The organism is Planctomyces sp. SH-PL62 (genome assembly GCF_001610895.1).
GTDB lineage: Bacteria > Planctomycetota > Planctomycetia > Isosphaerales > Isosphaeraceae > Paludisphaera.
Genome location: NZ_CP011273.1, coordinates 2,561,997 through 2,587,628, shown reverse-complemented (window position 1 = coordinate 2,587,628; position 25,632 = coordinate 2,561,997). Strand labels below are relative to the sequence as shown.

The following is a 25,632-nucleotide window of genomic DNA, read 5'->3' as shown; positions in this document are numbered from 1 at the left end:
CTTTCATGATTCTGCTCCAAATCCGCGCCAGGGAGGGCGTCGTCGTGCGTCGATTCGCAACGGGTCGGGCGTTTCTGCTGCTGCTGAGCGGCCTCTGGACGTCGATCGCGCCGGCGGAGGCTTCCCCTTACAAGATCACCGATCTCGGCGGGCCCGACGGCCGTATCGCTTCCACCGTGGGGCTGTCGCTCAACGAGCGCGGGCAGGTGGCGGGGGCCTGGGCCGAGGACAGGCCGTCGAGCCCGTCGGCCGCGTACGAGTCCCACCCGTATTTCTACGACCCGACGGCCGGGGGGAAGGTGACGCTGCCGGCCGTCGTCTCCCCGAGCGGGGGCGACCCGGGCGGCTACGACGGGCGTTACCTCGGCCACGCCTTCAGCGGCCTGGACGACGCCGGCCGCGCGGTCGCCGGCTCCCGCGACGGCGCGGTGAGCTTCGACTCCGCCACCGGTCGGTTCACCGACGTCGCCGGGCCGGCCGGGTTCCTGTCGAACTCTGGCGTGATGATCGGCACGAAGGAAGTGGAGCCGATCGGCGGCTGGGGGAATTTCGTCCCCGTCTCCTCCCAGGACGGCCGGGTGAGCGACCTGGGGCTCCCGCCGGGGGCCGTCGGGGCGCAGGTCCAGGGGATCAACGACGTGGGCGACGTGCTCGTCCGCGCCGCGATGTCGCCCGGCGAGTTCAACCGCTATTTCGTCCTGAGCGGGAGCGGCGGGACCTGGACCGACCTGGGCTCCTCCACCGGGACGGCGATCAACGACCAGGGGGTCGTCGCCGGGAACCTCGGCTTCGACGCCCAGGGTCGGCCGTCGCACGCGGCCCTGATCGCGCCCGGCGGAGCGACGACCGATCTCGGGACGCTGCCGGGCGACGCCTTCAGCTACGCCTACGGGATCAACAACCTGGGGCACGCCGTGGGGCTGTCCTACGCGGAGAACGCCAACTGGCTGTATCGGGGGTTCCTGTATCGGGACGGGACGATGACCAACCTGAACGACCTGATCGACCCCGCCAGCGGCTGGTCGATCCGGTGGGGGCTGGCGATCAACGACCGCGGCCAGATCCTCGCCCTGGGCGTCCACGACGACCGCGAAGGCGTGGTGCTGCTGACTCCCGACGGCCTCGCCACGTCCCCAGACCCGGTCTTCCCGGAAATGCCTGAGACGCCCGTCCCCGAACCCTCTTCCCTCCTCGTCTTCGGCGGCCTGGCCCTCGGACTCGGCGTCGCTCAGCGACGACGAAGGGCCTGATTCTCCGCCCTCGCAGTGACCTGTCCTCCTTGGATCAAAGGCTGTTCGGCGCGTCGTCGATCTCGCGGGACGCGGCGGCTGGGGAGCGAGACGATGGACGAGCCCAGGACCGTCTCGAAAACGACCTTCGGGTGTTTGAGCCTGTTGATCAGTCTCGTCCTCTGTTTCGCCGTGTGCTTCGGCACCATGTACATCGCGTGGATCTGGAGAATCAGCTTTGAGCCCGGCGTGCTGGGGGGCCTGTCGGTGCTGTATCTGGCCCTTTCACGGGTCGCGGCCGACACGATCCTCCGCCGATTCGGCCTGTCTCGCAGCGGGATGGCCGTCGAGATCCACGGCCGCCCTCCCTTCGGGGCGTACGACGACGGCCCGCCGGAGGATGTGGCCGAGGCCCACGTCCCCCGCGGGCTGGTCGCCTTCATTCTGATCGGCGCACCGATCATGGGCCTGTTCTTCCTCGCCTCTTCGTGGGTCTTCGAGAGGAACGCCTGGATGTGGTGGCTCGTGATCGGCATGGGCTGCTTTTTCCTGGTCATCTTCGTCGTGAACCTCCTGGACCTCGGAAAGCCGCAGGCCAGGGTCGACTTGGACGGCGTGACCGGCTACCCGTCCCACCGGGCCATGGTGCGGCGGTTCGTCCCCTGGATCGACGTGTTCAGCTGCGAGGTCCAGACGATCTACGACACCTTCGGCAAGCCGGTGCTGCTGCGGCCGATCCTCAAGGGGCGTGACGGCGAGACGCTCATGAAACTGGCGCTGCAATATACGCCGATGGTGGAGCAGGACCGGATCGTCAAGGCCATCAAGGCGAGGCTGCCGGAGTCCGAGGTCGAGTCCTGGCCCATGTGATCGGGGGCAGGCCGCAAGGTCGTGGACAGGCTCGGCCGGTCCGTCTCCTCCCCAGTCGGGAACGAAGGCCGAAGCCTTTCGGAGCATTGACGCGACCGTGGTTGGGGCCGAGAATCTCCGGAGACTCTCCTCTTCCAGAGGCTGTTTCGGAAGGTCGCGGGACCGGTGTTTCGACGCCTTCCCCCGCCAGGGGGGGAGGCCGTCGTGAGAAGCTTCCGGAACAGTCTCTCAATCCGCATCCTGAGCCCTGCGCGGGCCGTCCCGACGAGACCGCACACCCCTGGAGACATCCCCGATGCGGCCCTTCCTCCTCGCCCTGGCGACCCTCGCGACGACCCTCGGCGCGGTGGTCGCCGACGACGCGCCGTTGAACTTGCACAAGCGAGTGCGCGTTCCTTCCGTCGTCGAGCCCGCCGCCTACGAGACGGTCGAGACGACGGCCCGCTGGGAGCCCTCGAAGACGGCCCTGATCGTCTGCGACATGTGGGACGACCATTGGTGCAAGGGGGCGACCCGACGCTGCGGCGAGCTGGCGCCGGTGCTGAATCAGGTCGTCGCCGACGCCCGCGCGAAGGGCGTCCTGATCGTCCACTCGCCCAGCGGCTGCATGGACTTCTACAAGGACCACCCGGCGCGGCTGCGGGCGAAGTCGGCCCCGAAGGCGGCGGATCTGCCGAAGGACATCGGCTCCTGGTGCTACAAGATCCCCGCCGAGGAGCGCGGGACGTATCCCATCGACCAGTCGGACGGCGGCTGCGACTGCGGGCCCCGCTGCACCGAGCGGAACGCCTGGACGTCCCAGGACCCGAGGATCGAGATCCGCGACGAGGACGCGATCAGCGACTCCGGCGAGGAGGTCTGGAACCTGCTCGCGAGCCGGGGGATCGAGCACGTCATGCTGACGGGCGTTCACACGAACATGTGCGTGCTCGGGCGTCCGTTCGGGCTCCGCAACCTGGCGAAGAACGGCAAGGACGTGGTCCTGGTCCGTGACCTGACCGACACCATGTACAACTCGCGACGGCCCCCCTACGTCTCCCACTTCGAGGGGACGAACCGGATCGTCGAGCACATCGAGAAGTTCGTCTGCCCGACGATCGTCTCGACCGACCTGACCGGCCGACCGGCCTTCGCGTTCCGGCCCGACGACCGCCCCCGCGCCGTGTTCGTGATCGGCGACGACGAGTACAGGACCGCCGAGACCCTCCCCGCCTTCGCCCAGGCCGAGCTGGAGCCGAACGGCGTGCGCTGCACGTTCGTCGTCGCCGACCCGAAGGCGCCGAACGACTTCCCGGGCGTCGAGGCGCTCGACGACGCCGACCTGCTGTTCGTCAGCGCCCGCCGCCGCGCGCCCACGGATGAGCAGATGAAGATCATTCGGCGGTACGTCGAATCCGGCAAGCCGGTCGTCGGCATCCGCACGGCGAGCCACGCCTTCGACGCGAAGGGCCAGGCCCCGGCCGGGCACGCCGAATGGACGACGTTCGATCCCGACGTCCTCGGCGGCCACTACACGGGCCACCACCAGAACGGCGTCGAGCCGACCATCGCCCTGGCCCCGGAGGCGAAGGGGCACGCGATCCTCGACAGCGTGGAGCCCGGCTTCCGCAGCCCCGGCTCGCTCTACAAGGCGAGCCCGCTCGCCCCGACGACGATCCCCCTGCTCACCGGCGCGATCGACGGCCACCCCGCCGAGCCGGTCGCCTGGATCAACCTGAAGGGCCGCTCGCGCGTCTTCTACACGTCGCTCGGCGACCCCGGCGACTTCGAGACCCCCGCCTTCCGCCGCCTCCTCCTCAACGCGGTCTTCTGGGCGCTCGACCGCCCCGCCCCCGGGGCCAAGGCCCCCGCTCCCACGTCGTTCCAGGTCCCCGACGACCTGGCCGTCGACCTGGCGGCGGCGGAGCCGATCGTCCGCCAGCCGCTCCACCTGAGCTTCGACGAGCGGGGAAGGCTCTGGGTGGTGCAGTACGCCCAGTACCCCCACCCCGCCGGCCTGAAGATGCTCAGCCGCGACGGCGTCTGGCGGGTGGCCTACGACAAGGTCCCCGTCCCCCCGCCCAACCACGTCCGCGGCCTGGATCGGATCACGATCCACGAGGACGTCGACGGCGACGGCGCGTACGACCGCCACAAGACGTTCGTCGAGGGGCTGAACCTGGCGACCTCGGTCGCGCGCGGCCGGGGGGGCGTCTGGGTCCTCAACCCCCCCTACCTCCTCTTTTATCCCGACCGGGACGGCGACGACGTCCCCGACGGCGACCCCGAGGTCCACCTGCAAGGCTTCGGCCTGGAAGACACCCACTCGATCGCCAACAGCCTGACCTGGGGCCCGGACGGCTGGCTCTATGCGGCGCAGGGGAGCACGGTCTCGGGCCGGGTCTCGCGCCCGGGCCTGGACGACGGCCGCGAGCCGGTGCGCTCGCTGGGCCAGCTCATCTGGCGATACCACCCCGAGCAGCGGCGGTACGAGATCTTCGCCGAGGGGGGCGGCAACGCGTTCGGCGTCGAGGTCGACGCCAAGGGGCGGATCTACTCCGGCCACAACGGCGGCGACACGCGGGGCTTCGCCTACGTCCAGGGGGGCTACTTCCAGAAGGGCTTCGACAAGCACGGGCCCCTCTCCAACCCCTACACCTTCGGCTACTTCCCGGCCATGACCCACGGCCGGACGCCTCGCTTCACCCACGATTTCGCGATCTATGAAGGGGGCCGCTTCCCCGAGAAATACCAGGGCGCGCTCTTCGGCGTGGCGCCGCTCCTCAATCACGTCGTCATCAGCGAACTCTCGCCCGAAGGCTCGACGTTCCGCACCCGAGACGTCGGCCTCGCCATGAGCACGACCGAGCCGCAGTTTCGGCCGGTCGACGTGACGCTCGGCCCGGACGGCTTCCTCCACGTCGCCGACTGGTACGACGAATACGTCAGCCACCTCCGGAATAATGCGGGCCTGGTGAGCGTCGACACCGGTCGCATCTACCGCATCCGCCCGCGCGACGCCAAGCCGACGGGGCCGCTCCTGGACCTGGGGCGGCTCTCCTCGCCAGAACTGGTCGACCGCCTGGACGACCCGAACCGATGGGTCCGCCAGACGGCGCTCCGACTGATCGGCGACCGGAAAGACGCCGGCCTCGCGCCCCTGCTCCGGCGTCGCATCGAGTCGACCACCGGCCAGTCGGCGCTCGAATCGCTCTGGGCGTTGAACCTCGTCGGCGGCCTCGACGAGCCGAGCACGCTGGCGGCGATCCGTCACGACGACCCGTACGTCCGGTCGTGGGCGATCCGGCTGGCCTGCGACGACGGCGAGGTCTCGCGCGAGATCGCCTCGGGCCTGGTCGCGACGGCCGAAACCGAGCCCCGCGTGGAGGTCCGCAGCCAGCTCGCCTCCTCCGCCCGCCGACTCCCCACGCCCGACGCCCTGGCGATCGTGGATCGGTTGATGACTCGCGGGGAGGACGCGACCGACCCGCACGTCCCGCTGCTGATCTGGTGGGCCGTCGAGGCGAAGGTGGGGACCGACCCGGAAGCGGTGCTGGCGATGTTCCGCGACCGCGAGGCGTGGGAGGCCCCGATCGCCGTCTCGACGATCCAGGAACGGTTGATGCGTCGGTTCGCCGCCGCCGGCGGCCGGAAGGACCTGGACGCCTGCGTCCGGTTGCTGGAGGCCGCCCCCGGCCCCGAGCACGTCGCCCGGCTCATGACCGGGCTGGAGGCGGCGTACCTCGGCCGGTCGACGGCCGGCCTGCCCCCCCGGCTGGCGGACGCGCTCGAACAGCACGGCGGCTCCTCGATCGTCCTGGGCCTTCGCCGCGCCAAGCCCGAGGCGGTCGCCGAGGCCCTCCGCGCGCTGGGCGATCCGGGGGGCGACCGCGAGAAGCCGTTGCAGTACCTCCGCGTGCTCGGCGAGGTCCGCATCGACGCCTGCCGCCCGGCGATCCTCGAACTCGCCCGCACGTCGCCCGTCAACCCGCTGCGGTCGGCCGCCCTGTCGGCGCTGGCGGTCTACGACGACCCGGAGATCGCCGATGAAGTCATGAAGATGTACACGAGCCTTCCCGACGACGTGCTCGCCTCCGCGTGGAGCCTGCTGGCGAGTCGGCGAGCGTGGGCCGCGACGTTCCTCGACGCGGCGGTCGACGGCCGCGTCGACGCCCGCGCCGTCCCCCGCGAGGTCGTCGATCGGTTCCGCGCCCTGAAGGACCCGAAGGTCGACGAGCTGGCCGTCCGCGCCTTCGGCCCGGCCCCGTCCGACGCCCCGGCGGACCTGAAGGAGCGGATGGCGAAGTTCGCCGGAGTCGCCCGCTCCGGCGGCGGCACCCCCAAGGCGGGGCGGGCCATCTTCCAGGAACGTTGCGAGCGCTGCCACACCCTGTTCGGCAAGGGGGGGAACGTCGGCCCCGAGCTGACCACCTTCCGCCGCGACGACCTGGACTCCCTGCTCCTGGCCGTCGTCGACCCGTCGGCCGAGGTCCGCGAGGGGTACGTCGCCTACACCCTCGCCACGACCGACGGCCGCGTCCTGACCGGCGTCCGCGCCGACGAGGACCCCCACGTCGTCGTCCTCCGCTGCCCCGACGGCGAGGAACGCACGATCGCCCGCGAGGACGTCGAGGCCTTCGAACCCTCCAAAACCTCGATCATGCCCCCCGGACTCCTGGACGACCTGACCGACGATCAGGTCCGCGACCTCTTCTCCTACCTCCGCGTCAGCCAGCCGATCATCGACTGATGAAGATGTCGGTCGATCGGTCCTAACCGGGTGATCCGTCGAAGTCGCACAGGCCGTCGGCGTTGAACGTCCTTCCCCCCTCGCGGGGGAAGGTGGCCCGCAGGGCCGCATGAGGGGGAAGACGAGCACGAGAATCCGTCGGTGTTACGGTCGGCTGGATCGCGAATCCCGACGCCTCGTGTGCCGGTCTTCCCCCTCATCTGACCCCTTCGGGGTCTGTCTTCCCCCGCGAGGGGCTTTCAGGGGGAGGTATTTCGTCCGGCTTATGGGAGAGGGGTATGGAACGGGGCACGGTCCCGGTTTATAGCGGACGGCTTACCAGGGCTGACCGCTGTTCGACCGGGAGGAGCCATGCCCCGCCCCGAACTACTGTACCGCTGGTCCGACCGCGTCGCGACTCGGTTCCCCACGCTGTCGCGATGCCAGGCCCGGGTCCTGGCCTGGTACAGCCTCGGGATGATCCTGGCACGCGGCGGCGGGCTGGACCGGGTGGCCGTCCACCTGGCGGCCCTGCTGGACGTGGGGCCCGGCACGGTCCGCCAGCGGCTCCGCGAGTTCTACCGCCCGGCCGCCTCGAAGCGGGGCCGGTCCCGCCGCGAGCTCGATCCCGAGGCCTGCTTCGGCCCGCTGCTGGGCTGGGTCCTCTCGAGCTGGGGCGACGGCCCCCTGGCCCTGGCCGTCGACGCCACCGCGCTGGGCGATCGGATGACGGTCCTGTGCGTCGCGGCGCTCTACCGGTCGTGCGCCGTGCCGGTCGCCTGGGCGGTCCTGCCGGGGAACGAGCCGGGGGCCTGGAACCCGCACTGGAAGCGGCTCCTGGGCCTGCTCCGCGAGCACGTCGGGCCGGACCGACGCGTGTTCGTCCTGTCGGACCGGGGGATCGAGTCGTCGGGCCTGTTCCGGGCGATCGTCGAGCTGGGCTGGCACCCGCTGATGCGGGCCAAGGCCCGGGGCTGCTTCCGGCCCCAGGGGGGCCGATGGGCGCGGATGCCCGAGCTGGCCCCGCGGCACGGGGCCCGGTTCCGGGCCCGCGGCCAGGCCTTCAAGACGAAGGAGGCGCGGCTGGACTGCACGCTGCTGGCGCGGTGGGACGAGGGCCGCGCCGACCCCTGGCTGATCCTCACCGACCTGCCGCCGGAACAGGCCGACGCGTCCTGGTACGCCGTGCGGGCCTGGATCGAGTGCTCGTTCAAGAAGATCAAGAGCGACGGCTGGCGGTGGGAGCGGAGCCGGATGGCCGACCCGGCGCGGGCGGCCCGGCTGTGGGCCGCGATGGCCCTGGCGACCCTGTGGACGCTGGAGGTCGGCGGCGCGGCCGACGCCGCCGATCGACCCGAGCCCGAGCCGGGGCCGGGGCCGGCCGCCGCCCCCAAGCCCCGGCGCTGGTCGACCTTCCTGCTGGGGGGCGCCGCCGTCCTGCGGGCCTGGATCGGGGGGGCCGACCCCGCCGGCCGCTTCCTCCCGGAGCCCTGGCCCGGCCCGCCGCGCGACGCCGCCCCGCCCCCCGAAGTATTGATGAAAATCGATACCTCCCCCTGAAAGCCCGCGAGGGGGGAAGACCGTGATTGAGCACGGAAGCCGCACAGGGGCAGAATTTCAGGTCGCCAGGCTGGCGACGGTCTCCATGATCCGCCGGACGTTCTCGGCGCGGACGCCGGTCCAGTCGAGGGAGGAGCCGTCGCGGGGCGTGAAGGCGCAAGGGCTCCGAACGGAGCCGACGGCCGCCGAGCCGAGGTGGATTTCGCGGGCTCGGGTGCGGCCGACGATTGCGGGGAGGTTCTCGACGGAGAGGCGGCCGGCGACGAGGATGCCGATCCGGTCTCCGGCGGTCGTCACGAGCCGGGCCAGCGCGTCGGCCCCTTCCTCGGCCGAGGGGCGGCCTCCCGAAGTCAGCACGCGGTCGACGCCCAAGGCGACGAGGGTCTCCAGCGCCTCGTCGAGGTCGGGGGTCTGGTCGAACGCCTTGTGGAAGGTCACGCTCATGGGCCGGGCCAGATCGGCGAGGCCCGCGGTCGCCTCGCGGTCGATCGTCCCGTCGCGATGGAGGACGCCCAGGACCACGCCCGAGGCGCCGAGGCGGCGGGCCGCGTCGACGTCGTCGCGCATCGCCGCCATCTCGGGTTCGTCGGGCGCGAAGTCGCCGGCGCGGGGCCGGATCAGGACGTGGACGGGGATCGCCAGCCGTCGGCAGGCCTCGGCGATCGTCCCCGCGCTCGGGGTCGTGCCGCCGACCTCCAGGCGGTCGCAGAGTTCGACGCGGTCGGCCCCCCCCTCGCCCGCCGCGAGCGCGGAGCGCAGGTCGCCGACGCAGATCTCGACGAGCGGGCGGGAAGGTCCGGCCGTCCCCGGCGGTTCGTCCACGGAGTCCTCCCCGATCAGCCTCGCGGCAGGAAGTTGGTCTTGGCCAGGTCGACGATCTCGCCGCCCCGGCCGTCGATGACGGCGCGGAGGAGGTACAGGCTGAAGCCGAGCGCCTGGGCCGCCGAGATCGTCGGCGGCATCGCCAGCTCCTGGCGATTGACGACGACGTCGACGAGCGCCGGGCCGTCGTGCGCGAAGGCCCGTTGCAAGGCCGGGCGGACCTCGCCGGGGTCCTCGACGCGGATCCCCAGGATGTCGGCCGATTCGGCGAGCTTCGCGAAGTCCGGGTTGACCAGCGAGGTGCCGTAGTCGACCAGGCCTGCGGCCTTCATCTCCAACTCGACGAAGCCGAGCGAGCCGTTGTTGAAGACCACCACCTTGGCCGGGAGCTTGAGCTGGCGGAGCGTCAGCAGGTCGCCCAGGAGCATCGCCAGGCCGCCGTCGCCGCTCAGGCTGACCACCTGCCGGCCGGGGCTCGCCGCCTGCGCGCCGATCGCCTGCGACAGCGCGTTCGCCATCGAGCCGTGGCTGAACGAGCCGAGCAGGCGCCGGCGTCCATTCATATGAAGATAGCGCGCCGCCCAGATCGTGGGCGTGCCGACGTCGCAGGTGAAGACGGCGTCGTCGGCCGCCAGGGCGTCGATTTCCCGCGCCAGGAACTGGGGGTGGATCGGTTTGCGGCCGGGCTCGCCCACGGCCAGGTCGTCGAGGCCCTCGCGGGCCTTCGCGTAGTTCTCCAGGCAGTCGTCCAGGTAGCGGCGGTCGGCCTTCGCGGCGAGCTTCGGCGAGAGGGCCGCGAGGGTCTCCTTCACGCCCCCCACCAGCCCCAGGTCCACGCGGGTCCGGCGGCCGATCTGCTCCCCCCGAACGTCCACCTGGATGATCTTCGCCTTCGGGGGGTAGAACTGCGGGTAGGGGAAGTCGGTGCCCAGCATGAGCAGGGCGTCGCAGCTCATCATCGCGTGGTAGCCGGAGGCGAAGCCCAGGAGCCCGGTCATGCCCACGTCGAACGGGTTGTCGGGCTCGATGAACTCCTTGCCGCGCATGGCGTGGACGATGGGCGCCTTGAGCTTCCCCGCGACCTCCATCAGCTCGTCGTGGGCGCCGGCGCAGCCCGCGCCGCCGAGGATCGCCACCCGCTTCGAGTCGTCGAGGATCGCGGCCGCGCCGTCGAGCGAGTCGGCCGGCGGGGTTGTCGTCGAGGGGGCGTAGTCGAGCGCCAGGAACGCGGGCGCCGAGGAGCAGGCGCGGAGCGCCACGTCCCCCGGCAGGATGACGACGGCCACCCCCTTCCGGGCGATCGCCGTCCGCATGGCGATCCCCAGGACGCGGATCGCATGCTCGGGTTGCGAGATGAACTCGCAATAATGGCTGCAATCCTTGAACAGAAGCTGGGGGTTGGTCTCCTGGAAATAGTTGCTCCCCAGCTCGCTGGTGGGGATCTGCGCGGCAATGGCCAGGACGGGGACGCGGCTGCGGTGGCAGTCGTACAGGCCGTTGATGAGGTGCAGATTGCCCGGCCCGCAGCTCCCGGCGCAGACGGCCAGCTCGCCCGTCAAGTGGGCCTCGGCCCCGGCGGCGAAGGCGGCGACCTCCTCGTGCCGGACGTGCATCCAGTCGATCCCCTCGCGGCGGCGGATCACGTCCGTCAGTCCGTTGAGCGAATCGCCCACCACCCCGTACACCCGCTTCACCCCCGCGGCGAGGAGCGTGTCGATGAAGACCTCGCTGACGGTCTGCGCCATCTGGATTCTCCCCGCGGCGCCCCGCCGCCCCGTCGTCCCCTCGGCGCGCCTTCGAGACGCTCGCCGGGAGAGCCCCCGCAAATGCCGAGCCGAGGCCGACCGGCCGATCCCATCCCTCCTTATATCAAGAGCAGGGACGCCTGGGGACGGACGAGGATCGAATTCCGGTCGCCGACGCTTGCGGGTCGGGCCGCCGGTCGATTTTTTTCTTGGTTGGAAATCCGATGGGCCAGGGTTAAGATGGGAGGCGTCTCAGGCCGCCCCCCGACCGTCCGCGAGCGCGGGCCGTCGGGAGGCGTCCCGGCTCCCTCCTCCCCGCCATCGCGACGCCGTCGTGTCCTCGTCGACCCGGACGGCCTCCGATACCCATCCACGCATCAGGAGATTTTCTCGTGACCGAGCGACCCTGCGCGAACGAGGCGACCAGCCGACGGCGGTTCTTGAAGGAGACGACGACCGCGGCGGCGGGGGCCGCGGCGCTGGCCTCCTGGGCGCCGATGGTCCACGCGGCCGGCAGCGATACGATCAAGATCGGCCTGGTGGGCTCGGGCGGTCGCGGCACCGGCGCGGCGGAGCAGGCCCTGACGGCCGACTCCGGCACGCAGCTGGTGGCCGTGGGCGACCTGTTCGGCGACCGCCTGCAAGAGAGCCTCTCGGCCCTGAAGGGCTCGGCCGTGGGCTCTCGGGTGGTGGTCGACAAGGACCGCTGCTACACCGGGTTCGACGCCTACAAGCAGGTCATCGACCAGGTCGACGTGGTCGTCCTGGCGACGACGCCCCACTTCCGGCCGATCCACACGGCGTACGCGGTCGAGAAGGGCGTGCACGCGTTCGTCGAGAAGCCGATGGCCGTCGACGGCCCCGGCCTCCGCAAGTTCCTCAAGGCGGTCCAGGACGCCAAGGCCAAGGACCTCTCGATCGTCAACGGCTTCTGCTGGCGGTACCACCCGGCCCGCCGCGAGACCATGAAGCAGGTCTTCGACGGCCGGATCGGCGACATCCGCAGCATCGAGACCACCTACAACTCCTCGGGCGTCTGGGAGCCCCGCAAGACCCGCGAGGAGTGCGGCTCGGACATGGAGTACCAGCAGCGCAACTGGTACTACTACAACTGGCTCTCCGGCGACCACATCGTCGAGCAGGCCATCCACGGCCTGGACACGATGGGCTGGGCGATGGGCGACAAGCTCCCCGAACGCTGCTTCGGCGTCGGCGGCCGGCAGTCGCGCACCGACGCGAAGTACGGCAACATCTACGACCACTTCTCGCTGGTCTTCGAGTACCCGAACGACGTCCGCGGCTACCACCAGTGCCGCCACTGGGTCAACACCGCGAACCGCGTGAAGGACTACATCCTGGGGAGCGAGGGGACGGCCGACGTCTTCGCCAACTCGATCTCCGGCAAGAACAAGTGGCGGTATCGCGACACCGGCGACACCAAGAAGTACGACATGTACCAGGTCGAGCACGACGAGATGTACGCCGCGCTCCGCGCCGGGAAGACCATCAACAACGGCGAGCAGGCCGCCCACTCCACGCTCCTGGGCATCATGGGCCGCCAGGCCGCCTACACCGGCGAGATCATCACCCCGGAGCAGATCCTCGAATCGACCGAGGACCTGAGCCCGCCGGCCTACACCTTCGGCCCCGACCCGCTCCCGGTCGCCCCGATCCCGATCCCGGGCTTCAAGGCGAGCTGAAGGAGGGCCCTTCACAACCTTCCCCCCTGGCGGGGGAAGGTGGCCCGTCAGGGCCGGATGAGGGGGAAGACGAGCACGAACCCCGTCTGACAACCAAGTGGGGCGGCTCTTGCCGAGGCGTCGCGGCATCGCCTCCCCGCGGTCCCCCGGCGGGCGGGCCGCCCATCCCACGGGTTGAGCGATGGAAGCCGACCCCTTGCGGATCGGAGACGTACCTCCGCCTCCGCCTACCTCGGCGAGGCGGCGAGCCGGGCTCGACGTGGGTCCTCCGGCAGCGTCGGGTGGCCGTTTTGCCGAGTCGTCCTTGCTCGGCAACCCGCTGCGCATGGGCCCGCGCCCTTGAAGCCTTCAAAGCAAGGTTGAGTCAAGCGTCCGGATTCGACGTGAGCCATTCACGCGCTGAAGCTGGGGGATCCTGGCTCTCGCCGAAGGGAAGGTCGAGGACGATGCCGAGGATGAGGGCTGATTGCCAGATTAAGTCGTCCTGTTCCCATTCCGGCGACGTCAGGATTCGGCGGAGCGTCGGGACGATCTTTGGTCCACCGATCTTGCTCAACGCGACAAGTGCCAGTGCGTTCGCCTGGACTTCTTTGGTGTCCTCTTCGATCGGGCGGGTCGCCAGGTCCGATAGCTCGCCGATGACTGCATCAACCTCATCGTCAAGAGGATGCTTGCTGCACAGTTCGCCGACCAGCCAGGCGGCACCTTCCCGGGCTAAGTGGCAGGAATGCCGCAATCGGCTACGGGCCCAAGGAAGCGCCTGGAGGCCTCTGCTCGCCAATTCCTCAATGGCCGCATTGTGGACGTTCGGATCCGTAACGACAGTTGCCTCCATGGTGTCCTCCTCGAAACCTGGGGAGAAGCTGTTCCAAAAGTCGTCGCACAACTCCTCAAGGGCTTCCGTCGACGCGCCTGGAAGTAGGCTCGAATCAGGTCGAGTTTCGAAGAGGTTGTTGGTGGAGTCCGACCACAAACCTGGCAGCTTCTCCGACGACGGGACGAACCGAACCGGTATCTCGCAATCCGTTCGGGCCGATCGACGAAACAGACGGCTCATCCAACTCATGGCTGCGCCTGCTCAAGATGTTCTCATAATCGTCTCATGGGGTCGCCCCTGACATCCTAACCCACGCGAGGCCTGCGAGAGACACGCCCACCTTGACTCCGACAGTTTGATCCGTCCATCAGGCGGTGTCCCTTGAGTCGGCGCGTGCTTTACCTGGTGGTCCCGGCGCGTTGTAATCTGGTGGGGATGTCTCCACCAGCCGCGCCGCGCCAGGAGCGACGACCATGCCGGACACGCCCGTCGATGAACATTCGCCCGCCATGGACTCGACCGAGGGCCTGGCGAGGGAGTCTCCCCCGCCGGAGGTGATCGCGGCGGCCGAGCCGACGCCGCCGTCGGCCGTGGACCTGCATTTGAAGCTCGGGCCGCTCCAGGATCGGGGCGTCGCCCGGCCGCGCTCGGCGCAGGTCTGGGCGTGGGCGTTGGCGGGCGGCGGCCTGGCCGGCCTGGCGTCGTTCATGATCGGCGAGTCGCTCGTGGGCTGGTTCGTCGCCCAGCCGCCCCCGCCGCCGCCGGCCGGGGCGGGCCCGAGCGGGCTCAGCGAGGCGGACTACACGGCGACGACCAGGGCGCTGGTCGGCAACGCGGCCCTGGCGTTCGGCCTGCTGGGGGGCCTGTTGGGCCTGCTGCTGGGGGCCGCCGGAGGGATGGTCCGGTCGTCGCTCCGTTCGGCGGTCGGGGCCGGCCTGATCGGGGCGTTGCTCGGCGCGGCGGCGGGCGTCGGCGCCTCGGCGGCGGTCGTGCCGACGTATGCGCGGATCCTGAACCGACCCGACACGATGGACTTCGACCTGGCTTACGCCGTGGTCGCCCTGGGGGCGATCTGGGGGGCGTGGGGGCCGCGGGCGGGGCGGCGTTCGGGATCGGGATGGGGGGCTTGAGGCGTGCGGGCCTGGGTCTCGCGGGGGGCCTGCTGGGGGGGATCCTGGGCGCGGCGGCCTTCGAGATGCTGGCCGCGATGGCCTTCCCGCTCGACGGCGCCACCCAGGCCGTCTCCAACAGCCGGGAATCGCGACTGATGGCGCGGGCCCTGTCGGCCCTGTTCATCTCGGCGGGGGTCGCGGCGCTCCTCGTCCCGACCCGCTTCGAGGAGCCGTCCGGGCCCGTCGCCTGATCCCCGGCGCGACCCCGGCCCCTTTCCTTTCGCGTGGCGTTCGGGATAATCGGGGACCGAGGCCCGCCGGAGGGCCGCGTCACGCGGCGGGCCATCACGACGAGTTCCCGGCATCGAGGGACCATGGCAAGCTACGATCCCGACTTCCGCGCCGTCGACCCGGACAAGAGCTTCCCCGGGTACGACCCCGAACCGCGCCGTCGCGGCTGCCTGTTCTACGGCTGCGTCGTCGTCGTCGTCCTGTCGGTCCTGCTGATGCTGGCCCTGGCGCTGGGGGCGTTCCTGGCCTATCGGACCGCCATCCGCTATCGCGACCTCTACACCGCCACCGCGCCGGTCGAGCTCCCCAAGCTCGGTCTGACCGAGGCCGACCGCGAGCGCGCCGTGGCCCGGATGACCGCCTTCCGCGACGCCGTCGAGGCCGGCGAGGACGTCATGCCCCTGGTCCTCACGAGCGACGACCTGAACGCCCTGATCCAGGAGTCCCCCCGGCTCAAGGATCGCATCTACCTCACGCTCGAAGGCGACAAGATCAGGGCCAAGGTCAGCTTCCCGCTGGCCGAGATCCAGGATCTCAGCTTCACCCGCGGCCGCTACCTCAACGGCGAGGCCGACCTCAAGGCCGTCGTGAAGGACGGGGTCCTCTCGCTGGAGTTCGACTCGATGGTCGCCGACGGCAAGGAACTGCCCGAGGTCGTCTGCGACACCCTCAGCCAGTCCGACATCATCCTGGACGACGACGACGACTCGAACGACACCGATGAGGAGCGCCGGGTCCGCTCCTTCATCCGCCGGATCGCGTCCCTGGAAGTCGAGGACGGCCAGATGATCGTCACGCCCGAATCCGGCGACAAGAAGCCGGAGCCGGAGCCGAAGCCGGGCGAAGACGAACCGGAAGACCAGGGCGAGCCCGGCGCGGGGCCGATCCCCGAGCCCCCCTCCCCCCCTCCTCCGCCGCCGGCCCCCTGATCTCGCGGCGCGATCCGGGGTCGGATCGCGACTGACCAAAGAAGCCTCACGACGAAGGATCTCGGGAACGTCATCTCCATTCAGATCAAGGAAAGCGAATGAGAATCACGTCGATGTGCAAGGCGATCCCGGCGGCCGCGGCCCTGGGCTTGCTCGTCTCGCTCTCGGGGACGGCCTTCGCCCAGGCCAAGGGGCCGCTGGAGCAGGTCGCCTCGGTCGAGGGGATCACCGAGTACCGGCTCGCCAACGGCATGCGGGTCCTGCTTTTCCCCGACCAGTCGAAGCCCAAGGTCACGGTGGCCGTGACCTACTTCGTGGGCTCTCGGCATGAGGGCTACGGCGAGACCGGCATGGCCCACCTGCTCGAGCACATGGTCTTCAAGGGGACCCCGGACCACCCCAACATCCCGGGCGTCTTCAAGGAGCGCGGGGCCCAGTTCAACGGCACCACGAGCGACGACCGCACCAACTACTTCGAGACCCTCACGGCGACCGACGACAACCTGGAGTTCGCCCTCCGGCTCGAGGCCGACCGCATGGTCAACAGCCCGATCAAGGCCGAGGACCTGGCGACCGAGTTCTCCGTCGTCCGCAACGAATTCGAGCGCGGCGAGAACAACCCGATGGGGGTGCTGTTCCAGCGGATCGCCTCGGCGGCCTACGACTGGCACAACTACGGCAAGTCGACCATCGGCAACCGCACCGACATCGAGCGCGTGCCGGTCGACAACCTCCGGGCCTTCTACAAGAAGTTCTACCAGCCCGACAACGCCATGCTCGTCGTCGCCGGCCAGTTCGACGAGGAGAAGGCCAAGAAGCTGATCGTCGAGACCTTCGGTGCCATTCCCAAGCCGGACCGCGAGCTGCCGAAGACCTACACCGAGGAACCCCCGCAGGACGGCGAGCGCGTCGTCACCCTGCGTCGGGTCGGCGACGTCGGCGTGGTCGGCCTGGCCTACCACGTCCCGTCGGGGCCGCACCCGGACTTCCCGGCGCTCGAGGTCCTCTCCGACGTCCTCACGTCGCAGCCCTCGGGGCGGCTCTACAAGGCCCTGGTCGAGACCCGCAAGGCGGCCAACGTCTTCGCCATGGCCTCGCCGTCGCACGATCCCGGCCTGTTCATGATCATGGCCCGGGTCAACACCAAGGATCGGGCCGAGCTGGAGCAGGTCCGCGACGTGATCTATGAGGAGCTGGCCAAGGTCGCCAAGGACGGGGTGACGGCCGAGGAAGTCGACCGCGCCGTCCGCCGCTATGCCAAGAACTTCGAGATGGAGGCGTCCGACCCCAACTCGATCGCCACCGAGCTGAGCGAGTGGGCCGCGCAGGGGGACTGGCGGCTCTACTTCCTGGCCCGCGACCGCATGGAGAAGGTGAAGCCCGACGACGTCAAGCGGGCCGCCGCCGACTACTTCGAGGCCAGCAACCGCACGATCGGCTACTTCATCCCGTCGGAGAAGCCCGAGCGCACGCCGATCCCGGCCAACCCGGACGTCCTGGCCCTCGTCAACGACTACAAGGGCCGCGAGGCCAAGTCCACCGGCGAGTCGTTCGACGTCCGCCCCGAGGCCATCGAGGCCCGCGTCCAGCGGCCCGGGGCCATCGAAGGGGTCAAGGTCGCGCTCCTTCCCAAGAAGACCCGCGGCGAGTCCGTCAACCTCGTGCTCACGCTCCGCTACGGGGACGCCGAGAACCTCAAGGGCCTGAACGCCGCCGCCGACTTCCTCCCCAACCTGATGCTCCGGGGCGGGACCAAGAACCTGACCAAGCAGCAGGTGCAGGACGAGCTGGACAAGAACTTCGCCCGGCTCTCCCCCCGAGGCTCCGGCCTGGGGACCATCGGCTTCGCGCTGGAGACGAAGCGGGCCAACCTCCCCGCCGCGCTGGAGATCCTCCGGCAGGTCCTCCGCGAGCCGCTCCTCCCGGCCGACGAGTTCGAGGTCCAGAAGACCGGCCGGCTCGCCGCCCTGGAATCCTCGAAGACCGAGCCCACGACGCTCGCCTCCAACCGCCTCCAGCGGCTGATGTCGTCTTACCCGGCCGACGACGTGCGCTACACGCCGACCCCGGACGAGAGCATCGCCCGCGTCAAGGAGGCCTCGATCGACCAGGTCAAGGCGCTCTATGCGGAGTACCTCGGCGCGAACGTCGGCGAGCTGGCGGTCGTCGGCGACTTCGAGCCCTCGGAGGTCCTGCCGATCCTCCAGAAGACCCTGGAAGGCTGGAAGGCCGCCAAGCCCTACGCCCGCATCGAGCGGCCTTTCCAGGAGGGCCTGAAGCCGGCGATCGAGACGATCGAGACGCCCGACAAGGAGAACGCCATGTACCTGGCCGGGACCGTCTTCCCCCTCAAGGACGACTCCCCCGACTACCCCGCGCTCTCGGTCGGCGACTTCATCCTGGGCGGCGGCTCGATCTCGTCGCGGATCGCCGACCGGCTCCGCGGCAAGGGGGGCCTGTCGTACTCGGCGGCCTCGATGTTCAACGCCTCGTCGCTTGACCCCCGTGCCTCGATCATGATCATGGCGATCTACAACCCCCGGAACCTCGCCAAGGTCGAGGCCGGCGTGAGCGAGGAAGTCGCGCGGATCGTCAAGGAAGGGGTCACCCCGGACGAGCTGAAGCAGGCCAAGGAGGGCTGGCTCCGCCGCGAGGAGATCGGCCGGGCCGAGGACGGCTCGCTCGCCTCGTCCCTCGCCTCGAACCTCTTCCTCGGTCGGACCCTCCAGTTCGACGCCGACGTCGAGGCCAAGGTCAAGGAACTGGACGCCGCCGCCGTCGACGCCGCCCTGAAGAAGTACGTCGACTTCTCCAGGTTCTCCGTCGTCACCGCCGGCGACTTCAAGGGCAAGGGCGCCGAAACCGAGCCCGAACCCAAGAAGTAACCCGAACCGGCCGTCCCCCGCGGGCGTCGCGCGCCGAGATCCCTCGGCGCGCGACGCCCGATCGCGTTTCGAAGGCTCAGTAGAACAGCGGGAAAACCTGAAGCTTCGGCCTGGGCGTCGCGGCGTCCGAGTCGATCAGCTCGAACGCCTCCCCCTCCACCCGATAAGTCTCTTCGACGTAATCCAGGAGGAGCGTCTTGAGGCCGCCGTCCGAGTGGAGGTTCGGCTTCAGCTGGATCCTGACGATCCAGGATCCGTCGCCGCGCCGCTCGGTCCGACTGATCTCGCCCAGCCATCCCACGTGCCAGACGGGGTGGCCGTCGTAGTGCGGCAGCCAGTCGAAATGGGCCGTCCGCTCCGCCGGGCTGGGATCGGCCCTGGCGAAGGCGGCCGCGAACCCCTCCTGGAAGCGTAGCGACCCTCCGCCCGCGTCGGGATCGGGCGTGATCGTCGTCCCCAGGTCATCAAAACTGCGTTCGAGTCGCGGCGGGGACGACCGCGGCCCGAAGGCCTCATCATCCTCGGGCCGCGTCTGAGGCTCCGCTCCAGGCGAAGCCGTCGCGCGGCCCCCGGGGTGTTTCGTCAGCCCGCGCCGAATCCGGGCCTCAGGCAGGACGATGTCGAGGGATCCGGGCCCGACGACGATCCTGGCGCCGGCGGGCGGACCGACGACCTCGTCGTCGCCGGCCCGCGTCGACGACGACGCGACGAGGGCCGCGACCGTCGCGAACTTGATGAGCGATCTCATGACGCGTCGCCTCTCCGCGGTTCGGGGCTCAAGGAATGACCGGCTCGGATTCGCATGCTGCTTCGGGTTCGAAAATTCGTCAAGGGAAACCTCGCCCTCGACGAGCCTCCGGCCGCCGTTCGGCTGAACGAGAACTTCATCGAACCGGACATCGAATCCACTCGACGGCCCGGATACTGATCCTCGACCCTCGAACAAGCGCGAGAGGCGCGGCCCGGCGTCGGGCGAAAGTCCGGCGTCGGGTCGTCCGCTCGTGCTCCCCGGTCGAAGCGGCGTCCCGATGCCAAGGCTTGCGCGACGCCCCGTCCGACCCCCCACCGGAGTGACGACGTGCTGCACCCTCGCCCGAGGCGGCCCTCCCCGCTCGCCCTGCTCGTCCTGATCCTGTCGGTGGCCTTCGGGCTCGCCTCAAGCTTCGGCGACGAGGCGCCTCCGGCCCGGCTCGCGACCACGGCCCGGCCCCCGTCGGCCGAGGTGGATCCCTTCGACGCGGACGAATGCGCGGTCGACGCTCCTCGCCTGTCGAACCTCCTCGATTGATCCGGCCGCCCGGGGTCGGGTCGCGCGACGGCGTCCGAGGCCCGACTCCGGTCGCGAACACGGCGAGTTTGATGAGCGTTCTCATGGGCCGTCGTTCCCGTCGCCGACGCCGCCTCTCCGAGGTCGGCGGCGTCCGCGCGCCGTCAAGGAAACGCCTCTTGCATCTCCTCGGTCGCCGATTTGCTCTTCCCGGCTTCCTTCGGGCGGACGCAGGCCCACAGCGCCACGGGGATGGACAGCCAGGCCGCCAGCACGAGGCCGTTCGGCCAGTTCAGCCACGACTCGCGCTCGGCCCCCTCGTCCAGCAGCCTGGCCAGCTCCGCGCCCCGCCGCGCCGAGCCCGAACGTCGGTCCAGCTCGGCGACCGCCAGCGGGCGCAAGGCCGCGGCCTCGTCGTCCGGCAGCCACCAGGTCTCGGAGGGCGAGGATTTCGCCCCCTCGTCGTACCGGACCGCCGTGAGCGCGTATCGCCACACGTCGCGGCGGCGGAAGAACCCGAGGCCCGGGAAGGACGAGCCGGGCGACCAGCCGAAAGGACGCTGGATGGACGCGTGCTCGGTCGTCCTGAGCGCGAGGGCGAAGACCGGCCCCGTCCCTTCGTGCCGGCCGTAGGGGACGACCCGGTCCCCCAGCAGCCGGGAGGTTGTCAGGTCCAGCTCGCCGGGCGTCTCCGCCGGGGGGATCGACCCGACCGCCGCGGGCGTGTGCGCCACCAGCAGCGGTTCGCGGAACAACCCCGCCGCGGGGTCCTCGGGCGCGCCGGGCCACGGCGCCAGGGCGGCCGCCGCGATCAACGCCGGAGAGATCACGAACCAGGATCGGCGGGGAAGGCCGAGCAGGCGTTTCGAATGCGACATGGAGGCAGCCCATCGTGCGACGGCGGAAGATCCGGGACGCACCAGATTCTTCGCTCGGGGCGGACGGGTATTGGAGGCGGGCGTCGGCCCGGGCGGTCGGGGCGAGAATCATGGAACCGGAGTACTCCGTTCACCCGGCCCTCGGCGCGGGGTATAGTGCCGGGATCGGGTCGCGCGGGAATGCGTCGGGCCCGGAATCGGGATCGCGACGACACCCCGGGGACGCAACGACATGGACCGACGCGGTTTCCTCAAGCAAGGCGCGGTCGCGGCGCTGGCCGCCTCGGCCTCCTCGCCGGCCGGGCCGTTCATCCACGCCGCCGACAAGGCCGGGACGAAGGCCCCGATCGTCGGCGAGGGCGAGCACCGCTACGAGTGCCGTCACGACTTCTTCCAGGCCCCCGGATCGATCCGATGGTTTGAGACCCACGGCGTCGCCGTGGATTCCCAGGGGTTCATCTACGTCACGCATCGCGGCGGTCCGACGAAGCCCAGGACGGCCGCCGAGGCGCAGGATACGATCGCCGTCTACGACCCCGAGGGGAAGTTCGTCCGCTCGTTCGGCAAGGCGTACCACGGCGGCGGCCACGGCATCGACGTCCGCATCGAGGACGGCGTCGAGTACCTGTACCTCGCCTGCATGATGCCCGTCGACATTGTGGTCAAGACCGACCTGAAGGGGGAGGTCGTCTGGCTCAAGGAAGCCCCGCCCGAGCCCCACGTCTACGACAAGCCCGACGCCAAATTCGCCCCCACGAACGTCGCCTTCGCGCCCGACGGCGGGTTCTTCGTCGCCGACGGCTACGGCTCGAACTACATCCACAAGTACGACAAGGACGCCCGCTGGGTGAAGACGTTCGGCGGGACCGGCGAGTCCGAGGGGAAGTTCAAGACCCCCCACGGCGTCTGGCTGGACGACCGCCCCGGGCGCGAGCCGGGCCTCGTCGTCGCCGACCGCGCCAACGCCCGGCTCCAGCGGTTCACGCTCGACGGCGATCACGTCGGGCAGGACAACCACGAGGTCTCGTTCCCGGCCCACTTCGACATCCGGGGCGACGTGCTGCTGGTCCCCGACCTGCACGCCCGGATCACCCTGATGGGCCGCGACGACAAGGTCCTCACGCACCTGGGCTACGATCCCGAGTGGACCCGGCAGGTTCTCGACGGGTTCAAGATCCGCAGTCAGCCCGACCGCTGGCCGGCCGGGAAGTTCATCCATCCCCACGACGCCTGCTTCGACCGCGACGGGAACATCCTCGTCGCCGAATGGGTCGCGACCGGCCGGGTGTCATTCCTGAAGCGGGTGGGCTGACGCCGGAGGGGGATCGCCTCGCGCGGCGGCGCCGGACCGCCTCGCCGAGCCCCCGCCGCCGCCGGTCCCCTCCCACCGCCCCCTCGGCGCGGCCCTTCGCGGGTCGTGATGAGTCTCCATGAAATCACTGCGAGGACGACTGCTGATCGCCGCGCCCGGCCTGATCGACCCGAACTTCGCCCGTTCGGTCATCCTGGTCGCGTCCCACGGCGACTCCGGGGCGCTAGGGCTGATCCTCAACCGAGAGTTGGAATCGGACGTCTCCGACGTCTGGCGCCAGATCAGCTCGGAGCCCTGCGTCCGGTTCGAGAAGCTGCACCACGGCGGGCCGATCTCCGGCACCCTCATGGCCGTGCACGACCGCCGCCCCCTGGCGAACATGCTGGTCGCCGACGACCTGTACGTCGCGACCGAGCTCAACGCGATGGAGTCGCTCGCCGCCTCGACCGACGGCCGGGTCCTGTTCTTCGCCGGCCACGCCGGCTGGGGGCCGGGCCAGCTCGAGGACGAGATCCGCGAAGGGAGCTGGTTCGTCGCCCCGGCGTCGCCCGACCACGTCTTCGGCGGGCACGACGCCAACGCCCTCTGGAAAGACGCCGCGACCCTCGCCGGGCGTCGCGAGATCCAGTCCCTCATCGGCCCCCGCCACATCCCCGAAGACCCCCGGTCCAACTGAACCGCGGCGCCTGCCTCACGGCCGGGGCATTCGCCTTTTCGACCCCCCGCCTCTACAATTCCAGGGACGAGGGATCAGGACGGCGGACGGGAGGGAGAGTCGCGTGAAGCAGCTGGACGACGTGAAGATCTCGGTGCTGGACCTCTGCCCGATCGTCGAGGGGGGCACGGCGGCCGACGCGTTCCGCGATTCGCTCGACCTGGTGCGGCACGCGGAACGGTTGGGCTATGAGCGGTACTGGGTCGCCGAGCACCACAACATCCCGGGAGTTGCGAGCGCGGCGACCTCGGTGGTGATCGGCCAGCTGGCGGCGGCGACCTCGCGGATTCGCGTGGGCGCCGGCGGGATCATGCTGCCGAACCACGCGCCGCTGGTGATCGCCGAGCAGTTCGGCACGCTCGCCTCGCTCTTCCCCGGCCGGATCGACCTCGGCCTGGGCCGCGCGCCCGGCGGCGACCAGGCCACCGCGAAGGCCCTCCGGCGCTACTTCCAGGAGGTCGACTCCTTTCCCGTCGACGTGCGCGAACTTCAGGGCTACTTCCGCCCCGCGAAGCCCGGCCGGCTGGTCCGCGCGATCCCCGGCGAAGGCCTGGACGTGCCGATCTGGCTGCTCGGCTCCAGCGACTTCGGCGCCCGGCTCGCGGCCGACATGGGCCTGCCCTACGCCTTCGCCTCGCACTTCGCCCCCGACCACCTGTTCGACTCGCTGGCGATCTACCGCGAGTCCTTCGTCCCCTCGGAAACCCTCGACCGGCCCCACGCCATGATCGGCGTCAATGCGTTCGTCGCCGACACCGACGAGGCCGCCGCCAGGCTCTTCACGTCGCATCAGCAGATGATCCTGCATCTCGTCCGGGGCCGTCCCGGCCTCCTGCCCCCCCCCGTCGACGACCTCGAACGCCTCTGGACCCCCCCCGAGCGCGCGGCCGTCGAGCGCATGACCCGCGTCACCGTCGTCGGCGCCCCCGAGACCGTCCGCGCCCGCCTCCAATCCCTCGTCAACGCCGCCCAGCCCGACGAGATGATCTTCTCCGGCCACATCTACGATCACGCCGCGCGGCTGCGATCGTACGAGCTGCTGATGCAAGCCTGCCGGACGACGCCCGTCGCGGCGGGATGACCCGTTTCGTCGGATCGGTCGGAGTCGGTTCGATGTCCCCTGATCTCCTTGGTTCGCTCGTCAACAGCTCCATCATGGTCTTCGTCGGCCTGTACTCCTGGCTCCTGGGTACGCGTCGAATCGGCAAGCCGGCCGGCCTCGACGCCGCCTACGACGCCTGGCACGAGCGATTCGGCAAACTCCTTCGCCTGGCCGGGCCGCTCGCCATTCTGGGGGGCGTTGCGTCGTTCCTGATGGGGCTGGCTCGGGGCCGCTGAGGGGCCCCGGCCTCACGCCAGGACGTCCTTCACGACGTTGCCGTGGACGTCGGTCAGGCGGAAGTCGCGGCCGGCGTGGCGGTAGGTGAGCCTGGTGTGGTCGAAGCCCAGGAGGTGGAGGATGGTGGCGTGGAGGTCGTGGACGTGGACGACGTCCTCGACGGCCTTGTAGCCGAAGTCGTCGGTCGCGCCGTGGATCGTGCCGCCTTTCACGCCGCCGCCGGCGAGCCAGACGGAGAAGCCCCAGTGGTTGTGGTCGCGGCCCATGCCGGGCTTGCCGTTGACCAGCTCGACCGACGGGGTGCGGCCGAACTCGCCGCCGCAGAGGACCAGGGTGTCTTCGAACAGCCCGCGCTGCTTGAGGTCGGTGAGCAAGGCGGCGATGCCCTGATCGCACTGGCCGGCGAGGTCGCGGTGGGCGGCGGGGAGGTTGTCGTGGCTGTCCCACGGCTGGACGTCGCCGTGGAAGAGCTGGACGAACCGGACGCCGCGTTCGACGAGCCGGCGGGCGATCAACAACTGCCGGGCCTGGACGCCGGGGCCGTACATGTCGCGGACGTGCTGCGGCTCCTGCGAGACGTCGAAGGCGTCGGTCGCCTCCATCTGCATGCGGTAGGCCAGCTCGAAGCTGGCGATGCGGGCGTCGAGCGCGTCGTCCTCGGCGCGGGCCTTCTGGTGGCGGTGGTTCATCTCGGCGAGGAGGTCGAGCTGCTTGCGCTGTTCGCGGGGGGAGACGAAGCCGTTGCGGATGTTCTCGATGAGGTCTTCGGCCTTCTCCTTGCGGGTGTCGATGTAGGTCCCCTGGAAGACGCCCGGGAGGAACGCCGACCGCCAGTTGGAGACGTCGGCGACGGGGAGGCCGGGGCAGAGCGAGACGTAGCCCGGCAGGTTCTCGTTCTCCGAGCCCAGCCCGTAGGTCAGCCAGGCGCCCATGCTGGGGCGGGAGAGCCGCTCGTCGCCGCAGTTCATCAGCCGCATCGACTGCTCGTGGTTGGGCGTGTCGGCCTGCATCGAGCGGATGACGCAGAGGTCGTCGACGTGCGCGGCGGTGCGTTCGAAGATCTCGCTGACGGGGATGCCGCTCTCGCCGTACCGCCGGAACTTGAACGGCGAGCCCATCGCCGCGCCGGTCTTGCGCTCGGTGGAGAGGTTCCCCTGCGGCAGCGGCTTGCCGTCGAACTTCGTGAGGATGGGCTTGGGGTCGAACGTATCGACCTGGCTGGGGCCGCCGTTCAGGTAGATGTGGATCACCCGCTTCGCCCTGGGGGCGAAGTGCGGGGCCCTGGGGGCGAGCGGGTTGAGCGCCGCGCCAGGCGAGCCCGCGCGGGCCTCGCCGCCGAGCAGGCCGGTCTCGCGCAGGAGGGCCGCCAGGCCGAGCATCCCGAAGCCCGTTCCGGCCTGCTGGATCGCCTCGCGTCGGGAGAGGGGGCGTCGGAAGTCGGGGGTCATGGCGT

20 protein-coding genes are annotated in these 25,632 nt (G+C 70.4%); 14 read left to right on the top strand and 6 right to left on the bottom strand.

All coding sequences use genetic code 11. From position 1 onward, the window contains the following. Positions 1-5 precede the first annotated feature (5 nt). The 4 genes from VT85_RS10000 (at position 6) to VT85_RS09985 (ending at position 8,367) form a co-directional block, all read left to right on the top strand. Complete coding sequence (locus tag VT85_RS10000) at positions 6-1,250, top strand: HAF repeat-containing PEP-CTERM protein (protein WP_068414124.1); 1,245 nt, start codon at positions 6-8, stop codon at positions 1,248-1,250. A 93-nt stretch (positions 1,251-1,343) separates the two neighbouring features. Then, positions 1,344-2,099 carry a hypothetical protein gene (locus tag VT85_RS09995; RefSeq protein ID WP_068414121.1) on the top strand — a complete coding sequence of 252 codons (756 nt, stop codon included), beginning with the start codon at positions 1,344-1,346 and terminating at the stop codon, positions 2,097-2,099. Positions 2,100-2,394: 295 nt separating this feature from the next. Beyond that, entirely contained in the window at positions 2,395-6,828 is a 4,434-nt protein-coding gene (locus VT85_RS09990) for a PVC-type heme-binding CxxCH protein (RefSeq protein WP_068414117.1), read from the top strand. 351 nt (positions 6,829-7,179) lie between these two features. After that, positions 7,180-8,367 carry a transposase gene (locus tag VT85_RS09985; RefSeq protein ID WP_068414114.1) on the top strand — a complete coding sequence of 396 codons (1,188 nt, stop codon included), beginning with the start codon at positions 7,180-7,182 and terminating at the stop codon, positions 8,365-8,367. 57 nt (positions 8,368-8,424) lie between these two features. Here VT85_RS09985 and VT85_RS09980 read toward each other — a convergent pair whose 3' ends face one another. After that, positions 8,425-9,189: a copper homeostasis protein CutC gene (locus tag VT85_RS09980; RefSeq protein ID WP_068414113.1), complete on the bottom strand. Its 765-nt coding sequence runs from the start codon at positions 9,187-9,189 to the stop codon at positions 8,425-8,427. Positions 9,190-9,203: 14 nt separating this feature from the next. Further along, the gene (poxB, locus tag VT85_RS09975; RefSeq protein ID WP_068414110.1) at positions 9,204-10,934 is read right to left on the bottom strand and encodes a ubiquinone-dependent pyruvate dehydrogenase; all 1,731 of its coding nucleotides are present in this window, start codon (positions 10,932-10,934) and stop codon (positions 9,204-9,206) included. 392 nt (positions 10,935-11,326) lie between these two features. Between poxB and VT85_RS09970 the strand changes: the two genes are divergently transcribed. After that, positions 11,327-12,634 (top strand): Gfo/Idh/MocA family protein, encoded by a 1,308-nt coding sequence (locus VT85_RS09970; protein WP_068414105.1) that lies wholly within the window; start codon positions 11,327-11,329, stop codon positions 12,632-12,634. Between the two features lie 364 nt (positions 12,635-12,998). Here the strand turns inward: VT85_RS09970 and VT85_RS09965 are convergent, their stop codons facing one another. Then, the gene (locus VT85_RS09965; protein WP_156512781.1) at positions 12,999-13,700 is read right to left on the bottom strand and encodes a HEAT repeat domain-containing protein; all 702 of its coding nucleotides are present in this window, start codon (positions 13,698-13,700) and stop codon (positions 12,999-13,001) included. 224 nt (positions 13,701-13,924) lie between these two features. On the opposite strand from VT85_RS09965, the gene VT85_RS09960 reads away from it, so the two are divergent. The 4 genes from VT85_RS09960 to VT85_RS09945 all read left to right on the top strand — a co-directional run bounded on the left by VT85_RS09960 (position 13,925) and on the right by VT85_RS09945 (position 18,668). After that, positions 13,925-14,581, top strand: a complete 657-nt coding sequence (locus VT85_RS09960) for a hypothetical protein (protein ID WP_068414096.1) — start codon at positions 13,925-13,927, stop codon at positions 14,579-14,581. After that, positions 14,578-14,814: a hypothetical protein gene (locus tag VT85_RS09955; protein ID WP_156512780.1), complete on the top strand. Its 237-nt coding sequence runs from the start codon at positions 14,578-14,580 to the stop codon at positions 14,812-14,814. Before VT85_RS09960 ends, VT85_RS09955 begins: the two co-directional genes overlap by 4 nt. A 123-nt stretch (positions 14,815-14,937) precedes the next feature. Next, the gene (locus VT85_RS09950) at positions 14,938-15,783 is read left to right on the top strand and encodes a hypothetical protein (RefSeq protein ID WP_068414089.1); all 846 of its coding nucleotides are present in this window, start codon (positions 14,938-14,940) and stop codon (positions 15,781-15,783) included. Between the two features lie 98 nt (positions 15,784-15,881). Next, positions 15,882-18,668 (top strand): M16 family metallopeptidase, encoded by a 2,787-nt coding sequence (locus VT85_RS09945; RefSeq protein WP_068414086.1) that lies wholly within the window; start codon positions 15,882-15,884, stop codon positions 18,666-18,668. Positions 18,669-18,744: 76 nt separating this feature from the next. Here the strand turns inward: VT85_RS09945 and VT85_RS09940 are convergent, their stop codons facing one another. Next, positions 18,745-19,416, bottom strand: a complete 672-nt coding sequence (locus tag VT85_RS09940) for a hypothetical protein (RefSeq protein WP_068414083.1) — start codon at positions 19,414-19,416, stop codon at positions 18,745-18,747. Between the two features lie 330 nt (positions 19,417-19,746). Between VT85_RS09940 and VT85_RS09935 the strand changes: the two genes are divergently transcribed. Further along, positions 19,747-19,956, top strand: coding sequence for a hypothetical protein (locus VT85_RS09935; RefSeq protein WP_068414080.1), 210 nt, complete (start codon positions 19,747-19,749; stop codon positions 19,954-19,956). 143 nt (positions 19,957-20,099) lie between these two features. Here the strand turns inward: VT85_RS09935 and VT85_RS09930 are convergent, their stop codons facing one another. Beyond that, the gene (locus VT85_RS09930) at positions 20,100-20,813 is read right to left on the bottom strand and encodes a hypothetical protein (protein WP_068414077.1); all 714 of its coding nucleotides are present in this window, start codon (positions 20,811-20,813) and stop codon (positions 20,100-20,102) included. A 232-nt stretch (positions 20,814-21,045) separates the two neighbouring features. Between VT85_RS09930 and VT85_RS09925 the strand changes: the two genes are divergently transcribed. The 4 genes from VT85_RS09925 (at position 21,046) to VT85_RS09910 (ending at position 24,178) form a co-directional block, all read left to right on the top strand. Then, positions 21,046-22,125, top strand: a complete 1,080-nt coding sequence (locus tag VT85_RS09925) for a twin-arginine translocation signal domain-containing protein (RefSeq protein ID WP_068414075.1) — start codon at positions 21,046-21,048, stop codon at positions 22,123-22,125. Positions 22,126-22,243: 118 nt separating this feature from the next. Continuing rightward, entirely contained in the window at positions 22,244-22,801 is a 558-nt protein-coding gene (locus tag VT85_RS09920) for a YqgE/AlgH family protein (RefSeq protein ID WP_068414074.1), read from the top strand. 103 nt (positions 22,802-22,904) lie between these two features. Continuing rightward, entirely contained in the window at positions 22,905-23,921 is a 1,017-nt protein-coding gene (locus VT85_RS09915; protein ID WP_082858493.1) for an LLM class flavin-dependent oxidoreductase, read from the top strand. A gap of 32 nt (positions 23,922-23,953) precedes the next feature. Continuing rightward, positions 23,954-24,178: a hypothetical protein gene (locus tag VT85_RS09910; RefSeq protein ID WP_156512779.1), complete on the top strand. Its 225-nt coding sequence runs from the start codon at positions 23,954-23,956 to the stop codon at positions 24,176-24,178. Between the two features lie 12 nt (positions 24,179-24,190). Here VT85_RS09910 and VT85_RS09905 read toward each other — a convergent pair whose 3' ends face one another. Then, positions 24,191-25,627 carry a DUF1501 domain-containing protein gene (locus tag VT85_RS09905; protein ID WP_068414071.1) on the bottom strand — a complete coding sequence of 479 codons (1,437 nt, stop codon included), beginning with the start codon at positions 25,625-25,627 and terminating at the stop codon, positions 24,191-24,193. Positions 25,628-25,632: the final 5 nt, after the last annotated feature.